General features: G+C 59.3%; 17 protein-coding genes and 1 pseudogene. 9 read left to right on the top strand and 9 right to left on the bottom strand.

Translation table 11 applies throughout. The features are described from left to right. Positions 1–83: 83 nt before the first annotated feature. From DDF78_RS02555 to DDF78_RS12050, 3 genes are all read left to right on the top strand, one after another. Positions 84–839 (top strand): NUDIX hydrolase, encoded by a 756-nt coding sequence (locus DDF78_RS02555; protein ID WP_152580075.1) that lies wholly within the window; start codon positions 84–86, stop codon positions 837–839. A gap of 85 nt (positions 840–924) precedes the next feature. Further along, on the top strand, positions 925–3090 hold the full coding sequence (locus DDF78_RS02550; RefSeq protein ID WP_274964068.1) for a DUF6049 family protein: 2166 nt from the start codon (positions 925–927) through the stop codon (positions 3088–3090). After that, entirely contained in the window at positions 3087–7397 is a 4311-nt protein-coding gene (locus tag DDF78_RS12050; protein ID WP_237564514.1) for a murein biosynthesis integral membrane protein MurJ, read from the top strand. Before DDF78_RS02550 ends, DDF78_RS12050 begins: the two co-directional genes overlap by 4 nt. A gap of 133 nt (positions 7398–7530) precedes the next feature. Here DDF78_RS12050 and DDF78_RS02540 read toward each other — a convergent pair whose 3' ends face one another. After that, complete coding sequence (locus DDF78_RS02540) at positions 7531–8028, bottom strand: GNAT family N-acetyltransferase (RefSeq protein ID WP_152580074.1); 498 nt, start codon at positions 8026–8028, stop codon at positions 7531–7533. Positions 8029–8283: 255 nt separating this feature from the next. Here DDF78_RS02540 and DDF78_RS02535 point away from each other — a divergent pair, with 255 nt between their 5' ends. The 3 genes from DDF78_RS02535 to trxB all read left to right on the top strand — a co-directional run bounded on the left by DDF78_RS02535 (position 8284) and on the right by trxB (position 11943). Continuing rightward, positions 8284–9606 carry an aminotransferase-like domain-containing protein gene (locus DDF78_RS02535; RefSeq protein WP_152580073.1) on the top strand — a complete coding sequence of 441 codons (1323 nt, stop codon included), beginning with the start codon at positions 8284–8286 and terminating at the stop codon, positions 9604–9606. Between the two features lie 131 nt (positions 9607–9737). Further along, a complete protein-coding gene (locus tag DDF78_RS02530) occupies positions 9738–10907 on the top strand; it encodes a D-alanine--D-alanine ligase family protein (RefSeq protein ID WP_152580072.1) in 1170 nt (389 codons plus the stop codon). 94 nt (positions 10908–11001) lie between these two features. Further along, entirely contained in the window at positions 11002–11943 is a 942-nt protein-coding gene (trxB, locus tag DDF78_RS02525; protein ID WP_152580071.1) for a thioredoxin-disulfide reductase, read from the top strand. 247 nt (positions 11944–12190) lie between these two features. Here the strand turns inward: trxB and DDF78_RS02520 are convergent, their stop codons facing one another. From DDF78_RS02520 to rpmH, 8 genes and pseudogenes are all read right to left on the bottom strand, one after another. Further along, complete coding sequence (locus DDF78_RS02520) at positions 12191–13615, bottom strand: ParB/RepB/Spo0J family partition protein (RefSeq protein ID WP_419465472.1); 1425 nt, start codon at positions 13613–13615, stop codon at positions 12191–12193. Positions 13616–13806: 191 nt separating this feature from the next. Then, complete coding sequence (locus tag DDF78_RS02515) at positions 13807–14751, bottom strand: ParA family protein (RefSeq protein WP_152580069.1); 945 nt, start codon at positions 14749–14751, stop codon at positions 13807–13809. Positions 14752–15750: 999 nt separating this feature from the next. Further along, positions 15751–16437 (bottom strand): 16S rRNA (guanine(527)-N(7))-methyltransferase RsmG, encoded by a 687-nt coding sequence (rsmG, locus tag DDF78_RS02510; RefSeq protein WP_152580068.1) that lies wholly within the window; start codon positions 16435–16437, stop codon positions 15751–15753. 1056 nt (positions 16438–17493) lie between these two features. Further along, positions 17494–18024, bottom strand: a pseudogene (locus DDF78_RS02505) (Jag family protein); the annotation flags it as partial. Positions 18025–18295: 271 nt separating this feature from the next. Continuing rightward, positions 18296–19300, bottom strand: a complete 1005-nt coding sequence (gene yidC / locus DDF78_RS02500) for a membrane protein insertase YidC (protein ID WP_152580268.1) — start codon at positions 19298–19300, stop codon at positions 18296–18298. Positions 19301–19327: 27 nt separating this feature from the next. Continuing rightward, a complete protein-coding gene (gene yidD / locus DDF78_RS02495) occupies positions 19328–19630 on the bottom strand; it encodes a membrane protein insertion efficiency factor YidD (RefSeq protein WP_152580066.1) in 303 nt (100 codons plus the stop codon). Continuing rightward, complete coding sequence (rnpA, locus tag DDF78_RS02490) at positions 19627–20094, bottom strand: ribonuclease P protein component (RefSeq protein ID WP_152580065.1); 468 nt, start codon at positions 20092–20094, stop codon at positions 19627–19629. The genes yidD and rnpA overlap by 4 nt, the downstream gene beginning before the upstream one ends. A 20-nt stretch (positions 20095–20114) precedes the next feature. Further along, positions 20115–20249, bottom strand: coding sequence for a 50S ribosomal protein L34 (gene rpmH / locus DDF78_RS02485; protein WP_152580064.1), 135 nt, complete (start codon positions 20247–20249; stop codon positions 20115–20117). Between the two features lie 462 nt (positions 20250–20711). Here rpmH and dnaA point away from each other — a divergent pair, with 462 nt between their 5' ends. From dnaA to DDF78_RS02470, 3 genes are all read left to right on the top strand, one after another. After that, positions 20712–22403 carry a chromosomal replication initiator protein DnaA gene (gene dnaA, locus DDF78_RS02480; protein ID WP_419465471.1) on the top strand — a complete coding sequence of 564 codons (1692 nt, stop codon included), beginning with the start codon at positions 20712–20714 and terminating at the stop codon, positions 22401–22403. Between the two features lie 97 nt (positions 22404–22500). Beyond that, positions 22501–22749 carry a toxin gene (locus DDF78_RS02475; RefSeq protein WP_152580062.1) on the top strand — a complete coding sequence of 83 codons (249 nt, stop codon included), beginning with the start codon at positions 22501–22503 and terminating at the stop codon, positions 22747–22749. Continuing rightward, positions 22746–23048, top strand: coding sequence for a hypothetical protein (locus DDF78_RS02470; protein ID WP_152580061.1), 303 nt, complete (start codon positions 22746–22748; stop codon positions 23046–23048). The genes DDF78_RS02475 and DDF78_RS02470 overlap by 4 nt, the downstream gene beginning before the upstream one ends. Positions 23049–23396: the final 348 nt, after the last annotated feature.

Here is a 23396-nt window from a genome sequence, read left to right as displayed (position 1 = left end):
TCATCCTTCTCCTCATTCCTACATGTGCTGTTCCCAGCATACCGTTACCCCACCTGCACATAGCGTTGAGTATGGTGGAGAGCATGATTACACCCGCGGATCTGATACGCATGCTCAGCCATGCCGCGGATGACCATGCCCAAAACGCGAATCCCGCCGATCAGCTGCGCTATACCTCGCAGTCCGCCGAGCCTGCTGCGCCGCTTGACGCCGCGGATGCTAACGCAGCCGTGGACGCGGCAGCCGCGGAGCCGTCGATACCCATATCGCCAATCACAATGCCGTCAAACACAGCGGACGACGCGCAGCCCGATGTTTCGGCGCCCGCGATGACGCCCGCGATGATGCCCGCGCACCGCAGCGCCGAAGGGCCGACGACCTTCGCTTCACTGGACGCGCAGGAGCTCCCGGTGGTGCGCGAATACTCGGCCGGCGGGCTGGTATTCGACGAACTCGACCGCGTGGCGATCATCGCGCGCCATTCGCGCAGCGGGCATCTCGAATGGTGCCTGCCCAAGGGCCATATCGAGAAGGGCGAGACGCCGCGCCAGACGGCTGTGCGCGAGGTGTGCGAGGAGACTGGGATCCTGGGCGAGGTCGTGGATTCCATCGCCACGATCGATTATTGGTTCACCGGCACCAATCAGCGCGTGCACAAGCTCGTCCACCACTTTGCGCTCAGGCGCGTCAGCGGCGAGCTGAGCGTGGAGGGCGACCCCGATCATGAGGCCGAGGAGGCCATCTGGGTGCGATTCGATGATTTGGACAATGTGCTGAGCTATCCTAATGAGCGTAAAATCGCGTGGCTGTATGCCCGAAAACTGAACAGGCAGGCCTGATTTGACCAAACATGCATGTGGCGCAGCACGCCCGCATCCCCATGCGCACCGATTCGCGAGCCGGTTTGCAGTGCTCGTCGTCGCCATGATAACGTTGCTGACATTGCTGACGGCTTGCCTTGTGACGCCGTCGGCATTCGCCGACACCGGCACAACAGCAGGCACCGGCAGCGGCAGCGACCAAGGGCAGGGGCAGACTGCGGCAGGCGTGTCGATAGCCATTACATCGGCAACGGCGGTGGTGACCGCCAGCTCCGGATATCATCTCAAGACCACGCTTAAGAACAGCACGTCTCATGCGCTGCCAGAAGGCACCGTCGCCTTATCGACCAATATCTTCTACGGCTTCGTCTCACGCACCGACATCCAGCAATGGGCGCAGGGCGAGGCCCCCATCCCTACGCCCGACCAGCTCGGGCAGGCGCACGTCGCGGCGCTGAATCCGGGCGCAAGCGCCGCGGTGAGCATCGATGTGCCCGCGAATCAGGACCGGCTCAAGGCCATGGTGAACTGGGGGCCCAAGCCGCTGCTGCTGAGCTACAGCAGCACGGACGGCACGAAGGCGCAGACCACGTCGTTTCTCACCCGTTCGCAGGACGGCCTGAATACGGCCGACACGCCTGCCATGGGGCTCACGGTCACCATGCCGCTGACCGACGACAGCTGGCAGCTTGACGACAACGCCGCCGGCACGCTGCTGACCGGCACAGGCGATGCGGCCGCCAAGGTCACGCCGAACGACGCCGTAACGCTGCGCAATGGCACAAGGCTGCCCCATGACACCGAGCAGCTGCTCGCCCAGCATCCGATGCTGCAGGCCGTGGCCGACCCGGCATATCTCAAGGCGCTGTCGTTGCCGCCGCGCAGCGTCGGCATCATGCAGCCCGGATATTTCGATATCACCGGCTACGCAGCTAAGGGCAATCCCCAGGCCTATGCGGATGCCGGCGTAGATACCGATGCCTGGAATGCGAGCACCGCCACCGTGCAGCTGCGCGACGCTCTGGGCGACCAGTCGGCGAGCCAGCCCGCGTATGCGTGGCAGGGTTCGGGGCAATGGAGCGTACAGGCGCTTGACCAGGCCAAACGCCAGGGCTTCTCGACCGTTATCGCCAGCAGCGGCTTTGACGACCAGGACGCCGCCACCGTGCATACAGGCAAATACATCGTGCCGACCGGGGATGGCGATGTGACCGTGCTCTCCGCCCAACGCGAACTGAGCAGCCTGGCGAACGGCCATATGTCGAATGCGAATGCGAACGGCGAATCGAGCCCCGCAGGCCGCATCGCCCGCTTCATGGCGCAGAGCGCCTTCTACCAGATGGAGCAGCCCTATACGGCACGCAATCTGCTGGTGTGCCTGTCTGCCAACGCCTCGGCCGCCGATGCCAACGCGCTTATGGGCGCGATCGAACAGGCGCCTTGGCTCGGCCTCACCTCGCTGGACGCGCTGTCCGCATCCGAACCATACGCCTCCGGCAGCGACGCCGCATCGCTGGCACCCAGCGACAGCGGCATCGCGCAGCAGGGGATGAAGGCGCTCGATGACACGCTGCGCACACTGCGTAGCACCCGAGGCGACATTTCGCACTTCGCCGCCTCGATTCTCGCCTCCGCAACCCCCCAGCCCACCGCCAGCGGCTCCCCTTCGGCAAGCGATGCAGGCAGTCCGCAGGCCCTGGCCCAGCAGAACGCCAACACCAGCGGCAAGCAGGACAGTACCGGCTGGATATCACAGGTCATGGCCGTGCACGACCGCCTCGCACTGCGCGCTTTAAGCGGCAACGCCCCCGTGCGCGAGCGCATGACCGCAGGGGCGCGGGACCTGGCTTCCAAGCTCATGGGAGGCGTCGCCATCACCCCGACGGAACGAGTGACCGTGGTGAGCGAAACCGCCAGCATGCCCGTCACCGTCAGCAACAACCACCCTTATCCGGTCCGCGTGCGCATCTCGTCATTGACCGATTCAATGGAAATCGTCACCACGCGCTTCTCCGATGTCGACGTGCCGGCGCACGGCAGCACGCAGACGACCTTCACCATCCGCGTCTCGACCACCGGCAGCGCCACCGCCCGGCTGACCCTGCTCGACCGCGACGGCAAGCAGTTCTCCGCCCCCAAATACACGCCGATCATCAGCACCCTGCAAATCAGCGACACCAGCGGCTTCATATTCGTCGCCGTCGCCGTCGCGCTCGGCCTGCTGGGCCTGTGGCGCCAGTTCCACCGCAAGAAAGATCCCGACGAATGAGCTCATCAGTTGGCCGCAACTCCTTGATCATGGCGACCGGAACCGCAGCCTCACGCCTCACCGGCCAGATCCGCACGATTCTGCTCGCGGCAGCCATCGGCACGACGGGCCTGGCGGCGAACGCCTACCAGGCCGGTTCGATGATTCCCCAGGTGGTGTTCACGCTGGTCTCCGGCGGCATCTTCAACGCGGTGCTCGTGCCGCAGATCGTGCGCACGCTGCAGCAGAAGGACGCCGAGGACAGGCTCAACAAGCTCATCACCTTCGCGGTCGTGCTGCTGCTCGCCGTCACGCTGCTCATGACCGCCGGCACGCCGCTGCTCACGCGGCTCTATGTCGGCGGCGGCTCCGACATGCTCGCCCTGACCAACGCCTTCACCCTGTGGTGCATGCCGCAGATCTTCTTCTACGGCCTGTACACCGTCGTCGGGCAAATCTTGGCCGCCAAGGACCACTTCGGCACCTATGCGTGGAGCTCCGTAGGCGCGAATGTCATCAGCAGCGTCGGCTTCGTGGCGTTCATCGCGCTGTTCGGCCGGGCCGACCGCCAGCCGCTCGGTTTCTGGACCACCGGCAAGATCGGACTGACAGCAGGCATGTGGACGCTGGGCGTCGCCTTCCAGGCACTGGTGCTGTTCCTGCCGCTGCGCAAGGCCGGCATCCGATACCGCCCGAGCTGGGGGCTCAAGGGAATCGGGCTGCGCGCGATGGGGCCTGTCGCCGCATGGAGCGTGGGCATCGTGGCCGTCGAGCAGCTCGCCACGATCATCAACACCAATGTCACCACCAGCGCGCCCGACCGGGCCGCACGGCTGCTGGGGCTGAGCCAGTTCGATGTCGCCGGCAACGCCAGCTACCAAAACGCCTACACGATCTACATACTGCCGTATTCGCTTATCGCCGTTTCGGTGGCCACGGCCATGTTCCCGCGCATCTCACGCGCCGTCGCCGGGTCCGACATCGCGTCGGCCCGCGCGAGCCTGAGCCAGTCGCTGCGCAATGTCGGGCTGATGATGTGCTTTTTCACCGCGGTGTTCCTCGTGATGCCCACGCCGATCACGCTGGCGCTGCTGCCTTCCATAAGCGTGCACGAGGCGGCGCTGATGGCAGGGCCGTTAGTGGCGCTGGCCGTCAATCTGCCCATGGCGAGCGCCTATCTCATCATCCAGCGCACCTTCTACGCCTTCGAGGACGGCAAGCATCCCTTCCTGTTCATCGCACTGCAGTCCGGCCTGCAGCTTGTCGTGCTGCTTGCCGGCGTGCTGCTGCTCTCCCCAGTGCATTGGGCGATGCTGCTGGGCGCATCGATTTCCATCGCCTACCTGCTGGCCTTCCCGCTGCTGGCCCGCATGCTGCGCAAGCGCTTCGGCGGCTTCATGGACGGCCGACGCATCCTGCGCACCTACGCCAAGGCGCTCGTAGCCGCTGCTGTGGCGGTGCTGGTCGGATGGCGGATGAGCCGACCGGTCTACACGCTGGTCGGCGCGCATATGAGCGGCATGGGCCTAGGCAAGGCAGGCGGGGCGATCGGCGCTGACGGCAGCATGAGCTGGCTGCAGGCCGTCGCGGCGTGCTTCCTGCTTGGCCTGCTGGTGAGCGTGCTGTATGCGCTCGTGCTGTGGCTGGCGCGCACGGAGGAATTCACGGCGATGGTCGGGGCGATGGTCGCTCGCCTTGCCCGCCGCGCACGCACGGCACCAGCCAGTTCGGCCGGCTCGGCTGGCGCGGCTGGCTCTCCCAGCCCGCGTGCACATGGGACCAAGCAGCCGCATGCCGCTCGCAGCCCGGATGCCGTCGAATCGGCCGGCCGCACTCGCGTCGTCAGCGCTGCCGCGCCAGCCGCCGCAACGGCTTCCGCAGCCACTCCCACAGTGTCTTCTACAGCGTCTTCCACAACGTCTTCCGCGGTGGTACCGCCGCCGATGTTCGACCCCAGAACCCATGAGCTGGTCAGCCGCGATTCAGGCCCGTCCAAGGCCCAGATTTCGGCCATCCCCACCGGTAGAATATCCACAGCGCCGCAAATGCCAGCGCCGCAGCCGCGCCACGGAGTTGAAGGAATTATGAAGCCTGAACTGGGAGATGTTGTCATCAACCGCTATACCTTGGTGTCGCTGCTGCGTGACGAGGCGGGGCTGCATGCCTGGAAGGCGAACGACCGCGCGCTGGCTCGCGATTGCCAGTTGTTCATCGTCAATGACGCCGAGGCCATCGACCAGGTCAACGACATCGCCTCCTCGCTGGTGCTGTCGAAGAATCCGCATGTCACCCCCGTGCTGCAATTGCAGCAACGCGAAGGCGTGGCCATCGTCGTCACGCAGCTGGACGCCGGATCGGCGCTGCGCGAATATTGCCAAGGACGCGCGGATCGCATGCTCGGCTTCGCCGCGATGCGTTCGATTCTGGGCGAGGCGGCGCAAACCGCCCAGCAGCTGCTTGCCGGAGGCATGGAACGCCTCGTGCTGGATACCGACACCATCCGCATCACTTCCCGGGGCATTCAGCTCGCCGATGTGCCCTTCGGCCCGATTATGGCCGACACCGTCAAACCGCCGCAGGGCATTCATGGGGAGCAGCTCGCCACCTGGCAGCTCGCAGCAGTGCTGTACGCAATGCTCACCGAAACCCCTTCGGGCCAGATTGCCGGATTCGATCCTGCCCGCATTCCGCAGGACACCCCCGACGAGTTCATGCTTATCTGCAAGCGCGCCCTTCACCTGCACGGCGAGGGCGAGAGCTATGCCGTGCCGATGGTGACGCTGGGCGAGTTCTCCGCGCTGCTGGGCGATTGGAAGCCGGTGAATCAGCTGACGCCATTGGACCTCACAAAGCCTGCGTCGGACGGCTCGGCCTCCATCACGCTGGTGCCGCTGCTCACTGATAACGGCAGGCGCGTGCTGGAGCTCCCCGACGCGATCTTCACCAGCGCCCGCCCATCGTATGACACTGCATCCAGCGCAGCCGCCGGTACTGCAGATACGTCTGCCGCACCGGGCGCATCGGCTTCGGCTGCCGGGGCCGCAGGCGGAATCGCCGCCTTGGGCACCGGTTTCAGATTCCTTTGGGGCAAGGGCAAATCCGCGCTCGGCCAAACCGAGCAGGCAGCCGATGCACAGCTCGGCGACGTGCCCGATTTCCGCGACGTGGCGGCCAGCGAGATGGCTGAAATCATCGCCCCGGACGAACCGGATTATGGCACGCTGTTCTCGAACTTCGATTTCAACGCGGAGCAGGGCGACAGCACCGGCACCGGACCCATGCAGTTCGACTTCTCCACGCAGATGGTGAACCCCGTGGGCTTCGAGGAAAGCCCGGCAACCGGCTCCTTCGAGGCGACCGGGCGCATTCCCGTCATCGATAGCGACGGCCACGCGCTCGCCCCGGGAGCCGAGTCCCAGCGCGCGCTTGCAGCCGAGCAGGCCCAGCGGGAGGCGGCCGCGCTGCCGCCGAGCTTCACGCCTGCCGCTCACGCTCATGACACTCATGCTCATGGCACTCACTCTTATGGCACCGCGCAATCAGCCAATCCTGCAGCCAGCGTGGCCGGAGCTGCGAACCCGGCGGTTCGGCCGAATTCGCCGAAGCCCTCCGCAGGCGATGACGAAGACATCGCTGACGCGCCGTTGTTCGGCGGGATCACGACCAAGGTCGTCGCCATCGTGGCCGTGGCCGTCATCGTTATTACCGCACTCGGCCTGGCGATGCACGGACTGCTCAATCACGGGTCCTCCGCCGTCGGCGGCTCCCAGACGAACCAGTGGCCCACCACCAATCTCAACGATGTGCCCTTCGGCGGCAACACCGGCAGCCCTGATGACACGGCCAGCGCCGGTGCCGGCAAGGACGCGGCCAGCCCCAAGACCACACCCAAAGACACCACGAACGCCCCCGAAGCCGCGAAGAAGCCGGCCCAGCCCGGCATCATCACCGCCGACAGGAATGTCGGGCAGGTGCCCGCACCCAAGGTGCCGCTGAACAGCACGCCCTTCGACATCGATAAGCAGGAGTTCCTCACCAACCCCGGCGGGCAGCGCGGATACGCCTACTACATGCATCTGAGCCAGCCGCAGGACGCCTACCGTTTCGTCGTCAAGATCCGCTCCTCGGGCGGCACCGCCTATCTGCGAGCCAACACCGCCAACAATCCCACGCAGGGCCAGCAGGTTGCCCAGTTCTCCTTCGACGCCAGCGGCACCACGAACGTGAAGTTCACCAAGTCGGTCAACGCGCAGGACTTCCTGCTCTGGGTCCCCGCCGACAGCCTCCCTGGCAATCAGCTCTACATCGATTCCGTGCAGCTCTTCTAGCCGCAGGCTGCGGCATGGGACGTCACGTAGGCCGCTACACAGTGTCAGACACAGTGTCCCCGTCCTTAGGCGCCTCATCGCCCTAGCGTCCGTTTTGTAGCGCTATTTTCGGTCTATCGCTACAATCCGGACGCTAGGCCGCGTCAGCGCGCAAATCACCCAGGTCTTTGATGGCCCAGCGGTTCATGGCGCTGTGCTCGCCGCCGGGCAGCGGACCGTCCAGAAATGCAAAGCCGTAGCTGCGATACAGTTCTCCAGCGACCCCAAGCACGCTATGCGTCTCAAGGTAGCAGCGGTCAAAATACTGTGCAGCGAAGGGCAGCGCAGTGTCGATCAGCGCCTTGGAATAGCCGCGGCCCCGGTACGCGGCATCGACATACAGCTTCTGCAGCTCGCAGACGCCTTCCGCCCCTGCAACGGGCGCAATACCCACGCCGCCGACGACCCGGCTGTCTTCCTCAGCCACCCAGTAATGCCGGTTCTCCTGCGCGCCATAGTATTCGGCGAGCCGATCGAGCTGCGGGTCGAAATACGCGGTCCCCGGAATATCGAGTCCTGCCGCATGCAGACTGGTCCGGACGATCGCGGCGACGGCCGCATCATCAGCGGCCTCGATGGAGCGAATTCTCATATCACGGCATCCTACCCGATGCCCGGCATGGCTAAGCTGCACCGCCACCCAGCACAGCCACCGCACGCCCGCTCGCGTGTCGAAGTCGTGACATTTCTCACGCGACTGATGACAGTTACACCCGGTCGACTAGAGTTTCCCTATACGTTGAATTCCGCGAGATAGCCGGCCATGCCTAGCGCGCACGGCCAGCATGCCTTCTCGCGGATCACGACTTCGACACGTCGTGCGCGCATCGTGAAGAAAGGCTCTAGCATGTCCGAAACCGACACTCCTCCATCCTCGAAGGTCATCAGGAACGACCCTTGGTACGGCTCGTACGCCGCCCGCGCGGAGGCCATGCGAGCCTCCGAGATCCGAGCGTTGTTCGCTGTGGCATCGAGGCCGGAAGTGGTTTCGCTCGCCGGTGGCATGCCCTACCTCGAATACATGCCGTTCAAGGAGCTCTCCGAGCTCATCGCCAAGATGATGGTCGAGAAGGGCGATGTGGCCTGGCAGTACGGCTCTGCCCAAGGCGACCCGCACCTGCGCGAGGATGTGCTGCAGATCATGGAGCTTGAGGGCATCACCGACGCGCAGCCCGACGACGTGGTCATCACCAACGGCTCGCAGAACGCGCTTGACCTCATCACGCGCATCATGTGCGACCCGGGCGATGTCGTGCTTTCCGAGGCACCGAATTACGTCGGCGCACTCGGCGCATTCCAGTCCTTCCAGGTCGAGGTCGTCAACGTCATGCTTGACGAGAACGGACTCATCCCCGAGTCCCTCGAACAGACCATCGTCGAGCAGCGCAAGCTGGGTAAGAAGGTCAAGTTCCTCTACACCGTGCCGAACTTTCACAATCCGGCCGGCGTGACGCTTAGCGTCGAGCGGCGCCCGCGCGTCCTCGAGATCGCCCGCAAATACCATGTGCTCATCGTTGAGGACAATCCCTACGGCCTGCTCGGCTTCGACGGGCAGACCTACCCTGCGATGCGCTCGATGGACAACCAGAACGTCGTGTACCTCTCAAGCTTCTCGAAGATCATCGCCCCAGGCATGCGTATCGCCTGGATGGTCGCGCCTCCCGGCATCCGCCAGAAGCTCGTGCTGGCCAACGAGGCCTCGGTGCTGTGCCCGCCGAATATGAGCCAGTTCACCATCGCCACGTATCTGGACAACTTCGATTGGAAGAAGCAGATCAACGACTACCGCGGCATGTACAAGAAGCGCTGCGACACGATGGACGCCGCGCTGCACGAGTACCTGCCGTACTGTTCGTGGAACAAGCCCAAGGGCGGCTTCTACATCTGGCTCAAGATCCCTGAAGGCCTCGATTCGCGCGCGATGCTGCCACGCGCCGTCACCGCCAAGGTCGCCTACGTGGCAGGAACCGGCTTCTACAATAACGGCGAAGGCCGCGACCATATGCGGCTGTCCTTCTGCTACCCCACGCCTGACCGCATCCACGAGGGCATCCGCCGCCTCGCCAGCGTCATCGACGCCGAGCGCGAGACGATTGAGCTCTTCGGCACCGGCGGCGTGCCCGATGCCGACCCGCGCGACCCCGAATACCCCGGCCCGCAGGTGCAGTAGACCGTAGCGGCGCGATTGCGTGCGGCTTTGGCGGCGCGATACTCGACTCGCCTCGCACGTAATCCCTTCATACTCATAACGAAAACAGGCAGCAACGAATACATTGCACCATTGCAAGAAAGGCGAATGTCATGGCAACGATCAAGGACAATCCCCCCAGCGAAGCGACAGCGGATTCCGATTCCCTCGGCGACGAGGGCGAGGCACATGCCGGGCAGGTTGCGGCAGGCAAAACCGGCACCAGCACAGGCAACGCTGCTGGCAAGGCTGGAGCCGCCACCAGCGCCACTAGCAGCAAAGCTGCGGCTTCGGTCACCCTGCGACCGCGCAACGAAACCTCGGTGCTGATCATCTGCGGAGGCCTGAGCCACGAGCGCGATATCTCGATCAGCTCCGGCCACCGCGTCGGCGGCTTCCTGGAGGACGCCGGCTGGCAGGTGCGCTACCACGACATGGACAGCGAGCTGCTGCAGTATCTCTCTGACCCCGCCACGCGCCCTGATATCGTCTGGCCGCTGCTGCACGGCGCCAACGGCGAGGACGGCTCGATTCGCGACATCCTCGAAATGGAAGGGCTGCCCTACATCGGCTCGCGGGCCAAGGCGTCGCGCACTGCGTGGAGCAAGCCCATCGCGAAGAATGTCGTGCGCAAGCTCGCAGGATTAAGCACCTCGCACTCCGTTACGCTGCCCGAATCGATGTTCCGCGAGCTGGGCGTGGGCAAGGTCATCGATCTGCTGGTCGATTCGCTCGGACTGCCGCTGTTCATCAAGCCCACGATGGGAGGCTCCGCACTCGGCTGCACGCTCGTGACCGATGCGAAGCAGCTGCCGCAGGCTATGGTCAGCTGCTTCGCCTATGGCGAGGTCGCGCTGGTCGAGCGGGCCATCAGCGGCACCGAAGTATCCGTCTCGGTGCTGGACATCGATGGCGAGCCGCTGGTGCTGCCGCCGCTGGAAATCGTAACGCCGAACGGCACGTACGACTACGACGCCCGCTACACCCCTGGTCCCACGGACTTCTATGTGCCTGCGCGCCTTCCCGCCACAGTGCTCAAAGCCACGCAGGACGCCGCCTTGGCCGCGCACAGGACACTGAGCCTGCGTGACCTCTCGCGCACTGACTTCATTGTGGACGCCGATGGCATCCCGCAGTTCCTCGAGTCGAATGTCACCCCGGGCATGACCGACACCTCGTTGCTGCCGCAGGCTGCGGTCGCCGCTGGCTACGACCTGTCCGACCTGTACTCGCAGCTTGTGGAGTCGGTGCTGCGCCAGGATCGCGCTCAGCCGCATCGCTGAAGGCTGTGAGGGTCGCTGAGCCAAGCCTTAAGCATTAACATTCCATTGCGCTCAAGGCTCAGTTGCAAGCACCGGTGATGGTACCGTGGTGCCCATGACTGAAAACATACGCGACGCAGTGATTATCGGTTCCGGCCCTGCCGGCTATACGGCTGCGATTTACCTCGCCCGCGCCGGCTACCAGCCCTTGGTTATCGCCGGAGCCATAACCCCCGGCGGCCAGCTGGTGAACACGACCGAAGTGGAGAACTATCCGGGCTTCCCGGACGGCATTCTCGGGCCGGATCTCATGGATGCGATGCAGCATCAGGCTGAGAAATTCGGCGCGGAGATCGTCTTTGATGACGTCATATCCGTCGATCTGACGGCGGACGTGAAAAGCGTCACCTGCGACGGCGGCGACACCTATCAGGCCCGCGCGGTGCTCGTCACCACCGGCTCCGATTTCAGGAAGCTGGGCGTGCCCGGCGAGGTCGAGTATTCGGGCCGCGGCGTCTCCTATTGTGCCACGTGCGATGGCTTCTTCTTCCGTGATAAGCCCATCGTCGTGGTTGGCGGCGGCGACAGCGCCTTCCAGGACGCCGACTTCCTCACCCGCTTTGGCTCCTCGGTCACGCTGATTCATCGCCGTGGCGAGTTCCGCGCCTCCAAGATCATGGTCGACCGCGCCAAGGCCAATAGCAAGATCTCCTTCGTGCTTGATTCCGTCGTCGAGCAGGTCAACGGCAACGACAAGGAAGCCGAATCGGTCACGGTGAAGAACGTCACCACCGGCGAAACCACGACAATCCCCGCTAACGGCGTCTTTGTTGCCATCGGGCATAATCCCACCACCGCGTTCCTCAACGGCGCTCTGGCGCTCGATGAGCATGGTTACATCACCACGGATGGTGACTCCACGCGTACTTCGCTGCCCGGAGTCTTTGCAGCAGGCGATTGCGTCGACAGCGTGTATCGTCAGGCCATATCCGCCGCAGGCATGGGCTGCCGCGCCGCACTCGATGCGCAAGCGTATCTGACCGAACTCAGTGCGTGATGCCGGAATAACGGTCATTGCTGGTTGTGCTGCCGGTTGAGTACCGATACGACACTAGGCCTACGACGCAGGATTCAGTAGGCATGTGCGGTAAAGAATGGGGCTGCGAACGGATATTTTCGTTCGCAGCCCCATTCTTTACCATTGCTGCATATAGGCGTATCGCCATAGCGTAAATACGTTTATGTAGAACACAGTTGAAACTGCACGCTACTCTCTACGCACCACAATCAGCGTTGGCCTCGCTTTACACCCAGCCCGATTCGTTGGTGGCGGAGCCGGATGGAGCGTTGCCGGGCATCAGCAGGCTGACGATACGATCCATGTCCTCAGGCGAAGAGAATACGATTTCGATTCTGCCATGTTTCTGATTGCCTTTTATGGCGACTTTGGTGTCGAAATGGTTCTCCAAATTGTGCTGAATCGGCGAATCGGCCCATGTATTGTTGCGCATTTGTTTTGTCTTCTTAGGCTGCTCTTCGCCTAAGGTTTTCAGCGCTACGATTTCTTCGGTGCTGCGCACGGACAAGCCTTCTGCGATGATTCGCGTCGCGAGCTTATCCATATCCTCGGTAGTCGAGAGCCCCAGCAGCGCACGCGCATGGCCTGCGGAAAGCACGCCGGCGGCGACTCGCTTCTGCACTGACCCCGGAAGATTCAGCAACCGAAGCGTATTGGCTATCTGCGGGCGCGATTTTGAAATCGAATGGGAGAGCTCAGCCTGCGTCAGCCCAAATTCCTTGATCATCTGCTGGTATGCCGCGGCCTCTTCCAAAGGATTGAGGTTGACGCGATGCAGATTCTCCAACAGCGCATCACGGAGCATGTCGTCATCCGCCGTGGTTTTCACAATAGCCGGTATCGTATCGAGTCCGGCCATTTGCGAGGCACGCCACCGGCGCTCACCCATAATCAACTCGTATTCGCTATCCAAACGGTCCTGCGCCGGCGTGCCGATAATGGACGATAACGAATCCTGAACCCGACGATGGGCCACTGCCGTGGATTCAGCATTGCCATTTCGCTCATCAGCCGATGCTGAGTTTTGTGATCGCGACTGTGCTTTCGTCTTCTGAGAGACGTGGAAAGCGGCAATCTGGTCCTCGGGGCGCTTGCGCACGACAATGGGCTGCAGCACACCGACTTCTGTGATGGAATTGGCAAGTTCCTTCAGCTCGTCCTCATCGAACACCGTACGCGGCTGATGGATATTGGGGCCTACATCAGACAGCCTCAATTCGGCAAGATATCCGCCATGAACAGGGGCAAGTTCAACGGAGCCTTCATGGAGTTTCTTGCCAGCGCCAGTGCTTTCGACAGTAGACGATGTTTTTGGCGCGCTCGTAGTGGAAGCACCTGGTTTGGAAGTCGCGGCCGTTACCGTATGATTCTGCTCGTGATTGTCGGATACTGTTGGAATGTAAGGCTTGCCAGAGTCGGTCCCAAAGAACATATCGCTCGGATGAGTCATCTCATGAAGCGTGGGTATGCTCGCTCTCTTTTTTTTCTTCGTTCTCGATGTTTCACGTGAAACATTCGTTGCTGAAGCAAGTGTCCGCTGCGCTTCCTCATTCTTGCCTATCGATGGAGACAAAGGCTTTTTAGTCTCACGATGGGCTTTAGCAGAATCCCTATTAGCTGTCGATTTCTTGGCAGCTACCTTTGCCGTAATATCCTGTTTGCTCTTTTTCGTCGTGGAAGGAGCAGGGACCGCTGATTCGTCTCCCGACGTTGCCGAATCCTTCGGCGTGGTCATTGCCGTGTTGTTTCCCGATTCTGCTGTTGCAGCAGTCGGAGTTTCACCGGGAATATTAGGGAACAGCGCGCCCAGCCCTTTGCCCAACCGTGATTTCCGTGCCATAATCAGTGTTCTCCTTGCTTCGACTCAATTGCGGCCAGAACCGACGGCGACCGCCGCGCGATTTCAAGAGCCGCCTCCACGTAGGCCACAGCCCCGATTCCCCTTGGATCATATCCGATAACCGTTTGCCCAAAACTTGGTGCCTCGGATATCTTCACTGTTCTCGGGATGGTTGTCTCCAAAACAATATTGGGATAATGCTTCTTAACTTCCTCGAATACTTCACGACTCAGCAAGGTTCTTCGGTCAAACATGGTAACGAGCATCGTTGAAACCAGCAGATCGGGATTATAGTGCTCCTGCACGAGGCCAATGGTATTGATTAATTGTCCCAAGCCTTCCAGCGCATAATATTCCGCTTGAATGGGAATCAGCATCTCGTTCACCGCGCACATGGCGTTGATGACCAGCAATCCGAGGCTCGGTGGACAGTCTACAAAAACATAATCGAAATGCTCGTCACTCCGTGCAAGAAAACGCTCCAAAGCATGTTTCAGCAGGTAGGTTCTCTCCTCCATGCTGGCCACTTCAAGTTCCGCTCCGCTGAGATCAATGGATGACGGCACGACTTCCAAACCATCAAAGGCTTCGCAGCGTTGCTTCACCTCAGCTATATCGAGTCGACCTTCCAAAACGTCGTAGACTGAAGAATCGCCGGAACTGTGTCGTATCCCGAAAGCTGTCGATGCATTGCCCTGAGGATCCATGTCGATGACGAGCACGTGCGAACCGGCTTGTGCCAAGGCCGCTGCTATGTTGACCGTCGTTGAGGTCTTGCCTACGCCGCCTTTTTGATTGGCAACCGCGATGAACCGAGTCGAAGCAGGCTGAGGGAAATTAGCATTGCGGAGTCGCTCGTAGCGCGAAGTCGTTTCAGACATCTCTGCGCCAAGAGAACGTTGTGAATCGCCAAAAATGCGCTTGATCGTATCTGCGGCAGATTCCATGGCAACGTTTCTCCTTCTCGATGCTGTTCAGTCATTTATCATCCGTTGATGCACCTATCTACGATATGACAGTTGTTCCAGTTTCGTCATGCGGGTGGACAGATTGACGTGTTCGCGACATGTTAACAAATGTGGATAACTGTGGATAAATAATCCATACGATGTGCATAACACTATAATTTGGAGCTCAATACTCAATAATTACAACGTTTTTATGAATTCTTTAGTTGTCCACATTCATTGTGGACAACTTTTGCGTCAGTGTTTAAATGTGGATAACTATTTTATATACTGCTACATCAATGTTTCACGTGAAACATTTCCATGGATTCATTGCTAGTACATTTTGAGTTCTGTGTGCTTGCACGCGCAATATCCGGCGACAATCCCTGCGATGGGATGGACAAAGTAGCCTTGCATATTCACCCTCGAACTAGACTTTAAAAGAAATATGCGCATGCATTGCTGCTTTGAAGTCTTGTTTTGACTATGGCTAGAAATTGCTAATACATGCTATGCATGCCGGAAACTTTGACGACGCAGGAAAATCTAAAGCACGCTTACCACACCTGTCAACCTATGCCTCAAGACAGCATATCTTCTAACCTGCGAGCAGGCCACTGACTCCGGCAACAATTACACCAACCGCATTGTGCCATTAGCGTTTCGATGACATAAAAGACAAGAAAACGGCAATTACCATTTCGATTCGTCTCAACAACAATGTGCACGGTACCGCATTGCATCGGAGTAGTACCTCATATTGCATACCGTATCAATAAAGCATGCAGCCACCAGTGCACACGTTATACCACCATGTTTTAAGATTTTGAATCAGCACTGTAAGGAATCAACAGGGTAGAGAGAAGCTGCGCATTCAATCCTAACCGCAACCACATGAAATGTGTGCAATACACTTATCGGTGGCAACGCACAGCATCAATCATCGTTGAACAATGCAACGCACACAATATCATGTATAGCGATTAGCCAGGCGCACTACCGCTTATCGACTATCACAACGTGTGTAGGTTCTAAGCCAGGAGCCACTGTTGCCTCCACAACATGAGGGTGCAAGCCATGTGCTTTTGCTATCGACGCAGCACCTTTTTCGATTTCTTCCTGCGCCGATCTGCCCTTAAGAGCAATGAGCTGACCTTGCGGTTTCAGCAACGGCAAGGTCCAGGCGCTGAGCTTACGCATGGGTGCGACAGCTCGACAGGTGACTACGGCAAAAGGATGAATCGTGCGATCCTTTTTCATTTGCACGATGATATCCTCAGAACGAGAACGCAGTACATGAACATTGTGAAGGCCCATGAGGGCTACGCATTCATTCAGCCATTCGCACCGCCGCTCCATAGGCTCAATAAGCGTAAATTCGTGATCAGGAAGGCACGCAGCAGCCACCAGCCCTGGAAAGCCGCCGCCACTCCCGACATCAGCAATCGTCTTGTACCGCTGCCCTGCTGTCGCCTGCGTGATAAACGGCACGATAGCTGCAGAATTCAGGATGTGTCGCTCCCAAATGATGTCAACGTCACGAGGACCTATCAGTCCGCGCGGCTCTCCCTCCTCAGAAAGTTTCACGTGAAACATTTGGCAAGGGGCGAAGGCATCACCCAAAACCTGCTGCGCGATACCCGATTCCTCTATCTCAGAATCCGTCTTCACCTCATACTCCATATGCACTGCTCCTCTATCACAACAAACTCTGCCATCTATCAAACCACAGCCACACTACTCACACCCTACTTATCAGCAAGTGCAACATTCGAGTCCCATGTCACGCAGCAACACAACAACATCGCTATACCGTGGCATCACAATAATGTGGCATCACGATACCGTGTTGCAGCAACACAACAGTACGTAAACAATATAAGTTTCAGCAAAACATGATAATCATACTTCACAGTATTCAACGAAATCAGACTGAGCACCAAAACTAAGCTAAGCATCATAAGCAATTCCATCACAATGATTTCAGCAATCCCTCGTAACCCATCCCCATACCTCATGGTGCAAAGAAAATACGCACACCCTATTATGCATGTTTGTGTAAAACACTGCCAAGTATCGAAGAAATGAAAACAGCGCGGATGAAAACACAGACAGTAAAACCAAAGAAGTAACAACACAGCCACCATCACTGTCCTGACCTTACGACTGTCTTGTTCAAGTGACTAGCCAAATACGTCTCGAAGCATGATTTTGCCACGGAAAACCGAAAGCCGCCAAATTGCCATGCCATGCGCAGCTAGCCTCACCGCGCAGCCTGCCGTCACTGCAACAGTCCAGACAATTAAGGAGCCGAGACAACAGGAAGCACGGCACAACAAAGCCTAGTCGTCAGAAGCCAAACACAACATGACAGACCTTAAGCCGCCACAATCCACGCATCAGCCAACCACACACCGTACTATCAGACGTGCATCACCACACATGCACCAGCAGCTGAGCAACAGCCATAATCAGTGCACCAGTTCCGCCTGATTCTGCGCGATTACAGTCCAATCAATTGCAGTCCAACCGATTCGGCCCACGCAAGCGTAATTTTACTTACGCTTCAGCTTCCGTATCGGCACTATCCTCAGTCACAGCTTCAACCTCGTCGACACCATCGACCTCATCGGCCTCGACAATCTCGTCCGATTCCTCATCCGCAACAACATTCAGATCGGTCGTTTCAATCTCGTCAGCCGTCCCAGCTTCTCCATCAACGACCGCCCCAGCAACGACTTCATCATCAGCATCTTCATCATCAGCAAGATCCTGGTCCGAGGCCCGCAGATAGATGCTGACATAGCGATGCGGTTCCTCGCCATGCGAACGCGATTTGAATCCCTCCTCGCGCACGAGGTCATGCACGACCTTGCGCTCGAAGGAGTTCATAGGCCTGAGGTCGACGGCGTCGCCGGTCTCCCTCGCCTCGTCAATGGCATCAAGCGCGAGATCGCGCAGATGCTGGCGTTTACGCTTGAGATAGCCATCGACATCAAGAATCAGATGCGAGCGATCACCGGTCTTCTGCTGGACAGCAAGTCGGGCGAGCTGCTGCAGCGCGTCCACAACTTCGCCGTTATGCCCAATCAGATGCTTGATGTCATCACTGTCATCGGCCACGATTTGCACCGTAGGACGGTTGTTGCGCACGCCCAATTCGATGTCCCCATCGTAATCGGCGATGTCAAGCAGACCCTCGAGGTAGTCGGCGGCGATATCGGCCTCTTGGTTGAGCTGCTCGATCGTCTTCGATTCTTCCTGAGCCATATGAACTCCTTTATATGCCCTTATGTGTCCCGTTATGCGTTATGTATGCCATTGTGGCTGACAAGTTTCTGGTTGTCCAGTGTACTCGCGGAAGCTCTGCAATGCGCCTGCCGACTACCGACTGCGGGCGGTTTCACGTGAAACACCGAAACAAACGTACGTGCAACAACACCACCACCGGCAAAACCAGCAGCTGCACAGTAGCCACACCAAGTTCTGCCCGGACGCGCTATGCCCGTCTCGCTATGCCCAATCAGGCAGTCAGCACAGTCTACTTCTTGCGCTTCTTGCGCTTGGGCTGCTGGCGCTGGAATCCCTGATCTTCGCGATGCTCGGCCTGCTCCTTGGCCTGGACCAGCTCCTGTTCCTCAAGCGAGATTTCGCCGGCACGCTTCCTGCGCGCGTTCTCACGCGCATGGTCACGTACCTTTTTCTCCTCGGCTGCAGGAGACCCAGGAGTCGGGAAGGTGTAGACCTGCCACAACGAGCGGAGCATGTTGGCGATGTTGTTGGTCAGCCAGTAGATCAGCACGGCGAAGGGCATGGTGAAGCCGGAGAAGATATACATGATCGGGAAGACCCAGGTCATGGCCTGCTGCATCTTGTACTGCTGGCCCTCCATCTGCTCGCGCGGCAGGTTCTTGCGCATGTTGTTGAACTGCATGAACCACATCGCCGCGCACATCAAGGCGACGAAGATGCCGATAACGACCTTGCCGGAGGTCGCGGCCATGCCGAAGTTGTTCGTGATCTTGACGCCGAGGAAGCTCGTGTGGGCAAAGTCTGCCGCAGTGGCCTTATCGAAGGCGCCGAGCGGCTTGCGCACGCCGTTGGCGATATACTGAATCGCCGAAAGCATATAGAACATGCACATGAACACCGGGCCCTGAATGAGCATCGGCAGGCACGATCCGGCCGGATTCGCGCCGTTGTCCTGGTAGAGCTTGGACATCTCGCGGCTCAGCGCCTCGCGGCTCGCCGGATCCTTCTTGCCCTTGTACTTGTTCTGGATGTGCTTCATCTGGGGCTGCAGCGCCTGCATCTTGCGCATCGACTTGATCTGCCGAACGAAAATCGGCAGTATGCAGGCATGGACCACCAGCACCAGAAACACGATGGACAGAATCCACGAGGCGCCCTCGGATGGCATGCCGAGCAGCACGAGGAACCTGTGGAACAGGACCATGATCTGCGACATAAGCCATTCGATCGGGGTCAGAATCTTGTACACCCAGCCGAAGAAACCGCTGTCCAAGAGGAATTTATCTGGATTCATGGTACTAAACATGGTGTGGCCGTCTCCTTATGACTCGTTGGCCAGTGGCGTCAAACGCGGTTCTTCATGGGCCTTGGACCATGAAAATCGATAGAATACGGAGTAGCGCTGCGGAACATCGTCGATTCCGCCTCGGCTCCAAGGGCGGCAGCGCAGCAAGCGCAGAACAGCAAGCAATCCTCCACGCAGCACGCCATAGCGCTCAATCGCCTGATAGGCATACATGGAGCAAGTTGGATAGTATCGGCAATGCGGTGCCGTGTTCGCGGAAATCGTGCGCTGATACCAGCGAATGGAGTTCAGACAGGCCTGAGCCAGGCGCGAGGTCATAAGCGATCTCCTGCCGAAGCGTTCCCGGTTTTCGCGCCGGTAGCCGAAGCCGTTCCAGACTTCGCCTTCACTTTCGCGCTGATATCGTGAAACAGCCTCGACACCTGCGCATCAAGCGCCTGATAGGAAGCCGAAGCCGCACTGGGCTTCGCACGCATGACGATATCGCAATCAGGCGGCAGCTTGCTCTCGTGCGTACGCGCCAGGACGCGGAATCTCCGCTTCACGGCATTGCGCATCACGGCATTGCCCACCGCTTTTGAGACGGCAAGCCCAAGCCGCCGGCTCGACGCGACACCATCACCTGAATCGTCTGCAAGCTCTACGCTTTTCGCATGCTCCACACGGTTCAAAGATGCAGTATCGCCGCGCATCAGATAATGCACGACGATATCGTTTGCGACGACTTTTCGGCGACGTTTGAACACGGTGACAAAATCACTGTGGCTTTTCAGTCGCTCCACGTCCTGTACGCCGTCAGGGTTCAGGCGGAAAGGGACTTGCGGCCCTTGCCACGGCGACGGTTGATCAGCGCGCGGCCGGAGCGTGTGCGCATGCGGGCACGGAATCCGTGCTTCATGTGGCGACGACGGTTGTTCGGTTGGAATGTCCTCTTCATAAATACGCTCCCGGTTTTCAGCCATGCAAAAGTATGGCTCCTCATGAGTCAAGCTCTACCAAGGTACTCTCACCCCCGACCTTTCGTCAAAATATAGCGAGATTTTTCACATTTGCGTCGATTGGCAAGGCTTGCGAATGAACATAAAGTGAACGTGAGGTAACCATAAAACGGCGTAATTCAGCCTATCCGCACCAGCACATCACGGCCGCACTTATCCACAAATAACATCGATGTTATTCACATTCGAGCGTTTGCAACACGCAAGGCTGTGGATAACTTCCGACATTCGGAGTAAACATAACGCTTGTATTTATTATTTAGGGTTAGCGCAAAATCGTAAGGGTTAACGCCAATCGACGGACAGCAGCGCACGGTAACACGGTAAGGAGGGTCGCTATGGCGGACGAGCAGAACGACCCGGCCTCCCAGGCCGCGCGCATATGGGCTGACGCCCTGGCCGTGCTGGGTCACAATGCTTCGCTCACGCCTCGTGACAGAGGTTGGCTTGAAGGCGTGATTCCCGAGGCCGTCTTCGGCACCACCATCGTGCTATGCGTGGCCAACAGCTCCACACAGCAGGCATTGCAAAACGATCTGAATGAACCGTTGCTCGCCGCCCTGCATATGGTTTCCGGGCAGCACATGTTCCCGGCGTTCAAAATCGTTCCGCCCAGCGAGCCTGCGCCAGCATCGGCTGCCACGGCATCGCCCAACGAAGGGCAACCTGCGCCAACGCAGCCTTCCCAGGCCCCAACTTCCGAGCATCACAGCGCTGACCACTCTGCTGGCCACGTCTCAGCAACTCCGGACGATATGCGCGCCGGTAGCCGGCATGACTACGATTCCTATGCCAGCCACTCGCCGGCGGCAGCGGCAGCAGCGTCATCGCAACCGACGTTCGACACTTCGGCAGCCGCCGACTACCCCATGCCGACGCCGGGCAGGCAAAGCGGCAGACCGACCTCACCCATGCCTGACGCCAACGCTGCCAACACTGTCAATTCCGTCAACGATATGCACGGCATGCGCACGCACGACCACAACGGACAGCAGCTGCCCGGCAACCCGTCGTATCATGTCGATCAGCATCGCGCGGCGCTTGACCCGCAGACCCATCTGAACAAGAACGCCACCTTCGACACATTCGTGCCGGGTGATTCGAACCGGTTTGCACGCACCGTCGCACTGGCGGTCGCAGAAGGCTCAGGGCGCGACTTCAACCCCTTATGTATCTACGGTGGCTCCGGGCTGGGCAAAACGCATCTGCTCAACGCCATCGGGAACTACGCGCTGGTCAAGGACGAATCGGTCAAGGTTCGCTACGTCACCAGCGAGGAATTCACCAACGAATTCATCGAGGCGCTGCAGACCCCCAACCAGAGCCAGGGGCAGATCGCCGACTTCAACCGCCGGTACCGCGAGGTCGACGTGCTGCTTATCGACGATATCCAGTTCCTCGGTGGCAAAGAGGCCACGCTCGAGCAGTTCTTCCATACCTTCAACGCGCTGTATCAGGCGAACAAACGCATCGTCATCGCCTCCGATGTGGCGCCCAAGAACCTCAAGGGCTTCGAGGCCCGGCTCATCTCCCGCTTCGAATCCGGCCTGACGGTCGACATCAAGCCGCCGGACTTGGAGACGCGCATCGCGATTCTGCGCATGATGGCTTCAATGAGCCATTCCAACATTCCCAACGACGTCCTCGATCTCATCGCGGAGCGTTTCACCGAGAACATCCGCGAACTCGAAGGCGCGCTCACCCGCGTCACCGCGGTCGCCTCCTTGAGCAATCAGCCGGTGTCGCGAGCCTTGGCCGAGCAGACGCTGCAGGACTTCTTCACGTCGAATGTGGAAATCAAGCCCACCGACATCATCAGTCAGGTGGCCAAGTACTTCCACCTGACCTTCGATGACCTTGTCGGCCGCGCCCGCACCAAGAACGTGGCGCTGGCGCGTCAGGTCGCCATGTATCTCGCGCGCGAGATGACGAGCATGAGCCTGGTCGACATCGGCGAGGTCTTCGGCGGCCGCGACCACACGACCGTTATGCACGCCTATACCCGCGTCTCCGGCGAAATGCAGGAGAAGCAGGAGATCTACAACTACGTCATGGAGCTCACGGTGCGCCTCAAGCAGCACTCCAACGACTGAGCGTTCCAGTTTCCGCTGTCTTCACTAGGTTTTCTTTCGCAACATCATATTCACCATAGGGCGAATGCATTCGTTATTTTTGTAGTACAATATTTGTATGTTGATAGTCGAATCGGCGCTGAAGCACGGCATCGACCCGGAGGATTCTCTCTGGGTGGTGCATCATCCGATTCGCGTGCTGCTGATGCGTGAGGAGCCGCTCAAGGAAATGTATTTGGGGTTCACCGCCGCGGGAATACCGCTCGAAGTCATCGTCGTGCAAACCCGTCAGGGGTCAGCCTTGATTCACGCGATGCGCATGCGCACACAGTATGCCAAGCTGCTGTCACAAAGGAGGCAGATATGAGCTACACCATAGTGAAACTTGATGCATTCACACCTGAGGAGTCGAAGCTGCTTCAAGCTGACGCAGCCGAAGCCGAACGTGGCTACGACCCTGATGAGCTGGTCGCGCAGGATGCGAAAATCCGCCGAAAGGCTGGCCGACCAGCGACCGTACACGCATCAAAGACCATTCAGGTTCGAATCGACCAGGAAAGCGACCTCAAACTTGAGCAGTATCGCAAAGTACGGCACATGAAACGATCAGAGGCGATACGAGATTTGCTCAACCGCGCACTGGCCGAGGTTTCAACCAAGTCCTAATCCGCACAAAACCCATTCCTTGATCGCTCGTAATTTCCCGTGTGACTGCGATTGTCGGTTTGCTTACAGATTCCTGAATCGCCGGTTTCACGGGAATTTCATATGCTGCAATGCAGCGCGCCATGAACATGGCACCACACAATTTCTTTTCGGCACTTTTTGGGAAATGACAGCAATACCCGTGTCTGAGCACACGCCAATCACGCGAATTGCTGGCGTGCATTCGAGAGAATGGCGTACACGAAGCGTTTTCGGCATTTTAGTTTGCAGCCCTGCGACACACCGAAAACCAGCCCATATCGAAAGAAAGTTATCCACACCCTTATTCACAAATGTGCGTAAAGTCTG

It is taken from the genome of Bifidobacterium tibiigranuli (genome assembly GCF_009371885.1).
Taxonomy (GTDB): Bacteria; Actinomycetota; Actinomycetes; order Actinomycetales; family Bifidobacteriaceae; genus Bifidobacterium; species Bifidobacterium tibiigranuli.
Note: the sequence above shows the minus strand (reverse complement) of the source record. Positions and strands in the feature narration are given on the sequence as shown.

Coding starts and splice junctions, on each gene's coding strand:
- DDF78_RS02555 (WP_152580075.1), top strand. CDS start 84: ATGATTACACCCGCGGATCTGATACGCATGCTCAGCCATGCCGCGGAT.
- DDF78_RS02550 (WP_274964068.1), top strand. CDS start 925: ATGATAACGTTGCTGACATTGCTGACGGCTTGCCTTGTGACGCCGTCG.
- DDF78_RS12050 (WP_237564514.1), top strand. CDS start 3,087: ATGAGCTCATCAGTTGGCCGCAACTCCTTGATCATGGCGACCGGAACC.
- DDF78_RS02540 (WP_152580074.1), bottom strand. CDS start 8,028: ATGAGAATTCGCTCCATCGAGGCCGCTGATGATGCGGCCGTCGCCGCG.
- DDF78_RS02535 (WP_152580073.1), top strand. CDS start 8,284: ATGTCCGAAACCGACACTCCTCCATCCTCGAAGGTCATCAGGAACGAC.
- DDF78_RS02530 (WP_152580072.1), top strand. CDS start 9,738: ATGGCAACGATCAAGGACAATCCCCCCAGCGAAGCGACAGCGGATTCC.
- trxB (WP_152580071.1), top strand. CDS start 11,002: ATGACTGAAAACATACGCGACGCAGTGATTATCGGTTCCGGCCCTGCC.
- DDF78_RS02515 (WP_152580069.1), bottom strand. CDS start 14,751: ATGGAATCTGCCGCAGATACGATCAAGCGCATTTTTGGCGATTCACAA.
- rsmG (WP_152580068.1), bottom strand. CDS start 16,437: ATGGAGTATGAGGTGAAGACGGATTCTGAGATAGAGGAATCGGGTATC.
- yidC (WP_152580268.1), bottom strand. CDS start 19,300: ATGAATCCAGATAAATTCCTCTTGGACAGCGGTTTCTTCGGCTGGGTG.
- yidD (WP_152580066.1), bottom strand. CDS start 19,630: ATGACCTCGCGCCTGGCTCAGGCCTGTCTGAACTCCATTCGCTGGTAT.
- rpmH (WP_152580064.1), bottom strand. CDS start 20,249: ATGAAGAGGACATTCCAACCGAACAACCGTCGTCGCCACATGAAGCAC.
- DDF78_RS02475 (WP_152580062.1), top strand. CDS start 22,501: ATGTTGATAGTCGAATCGGCGCTGAAGCACGGCATCGACCCGGAGGAT.
- DDF78_RS02470 (WP_152580061.1), top strand. CDS start 22,746: ATGAGCTACACCATAGTGAAACTTGATGCATTCACACCTGAGGAGTCG.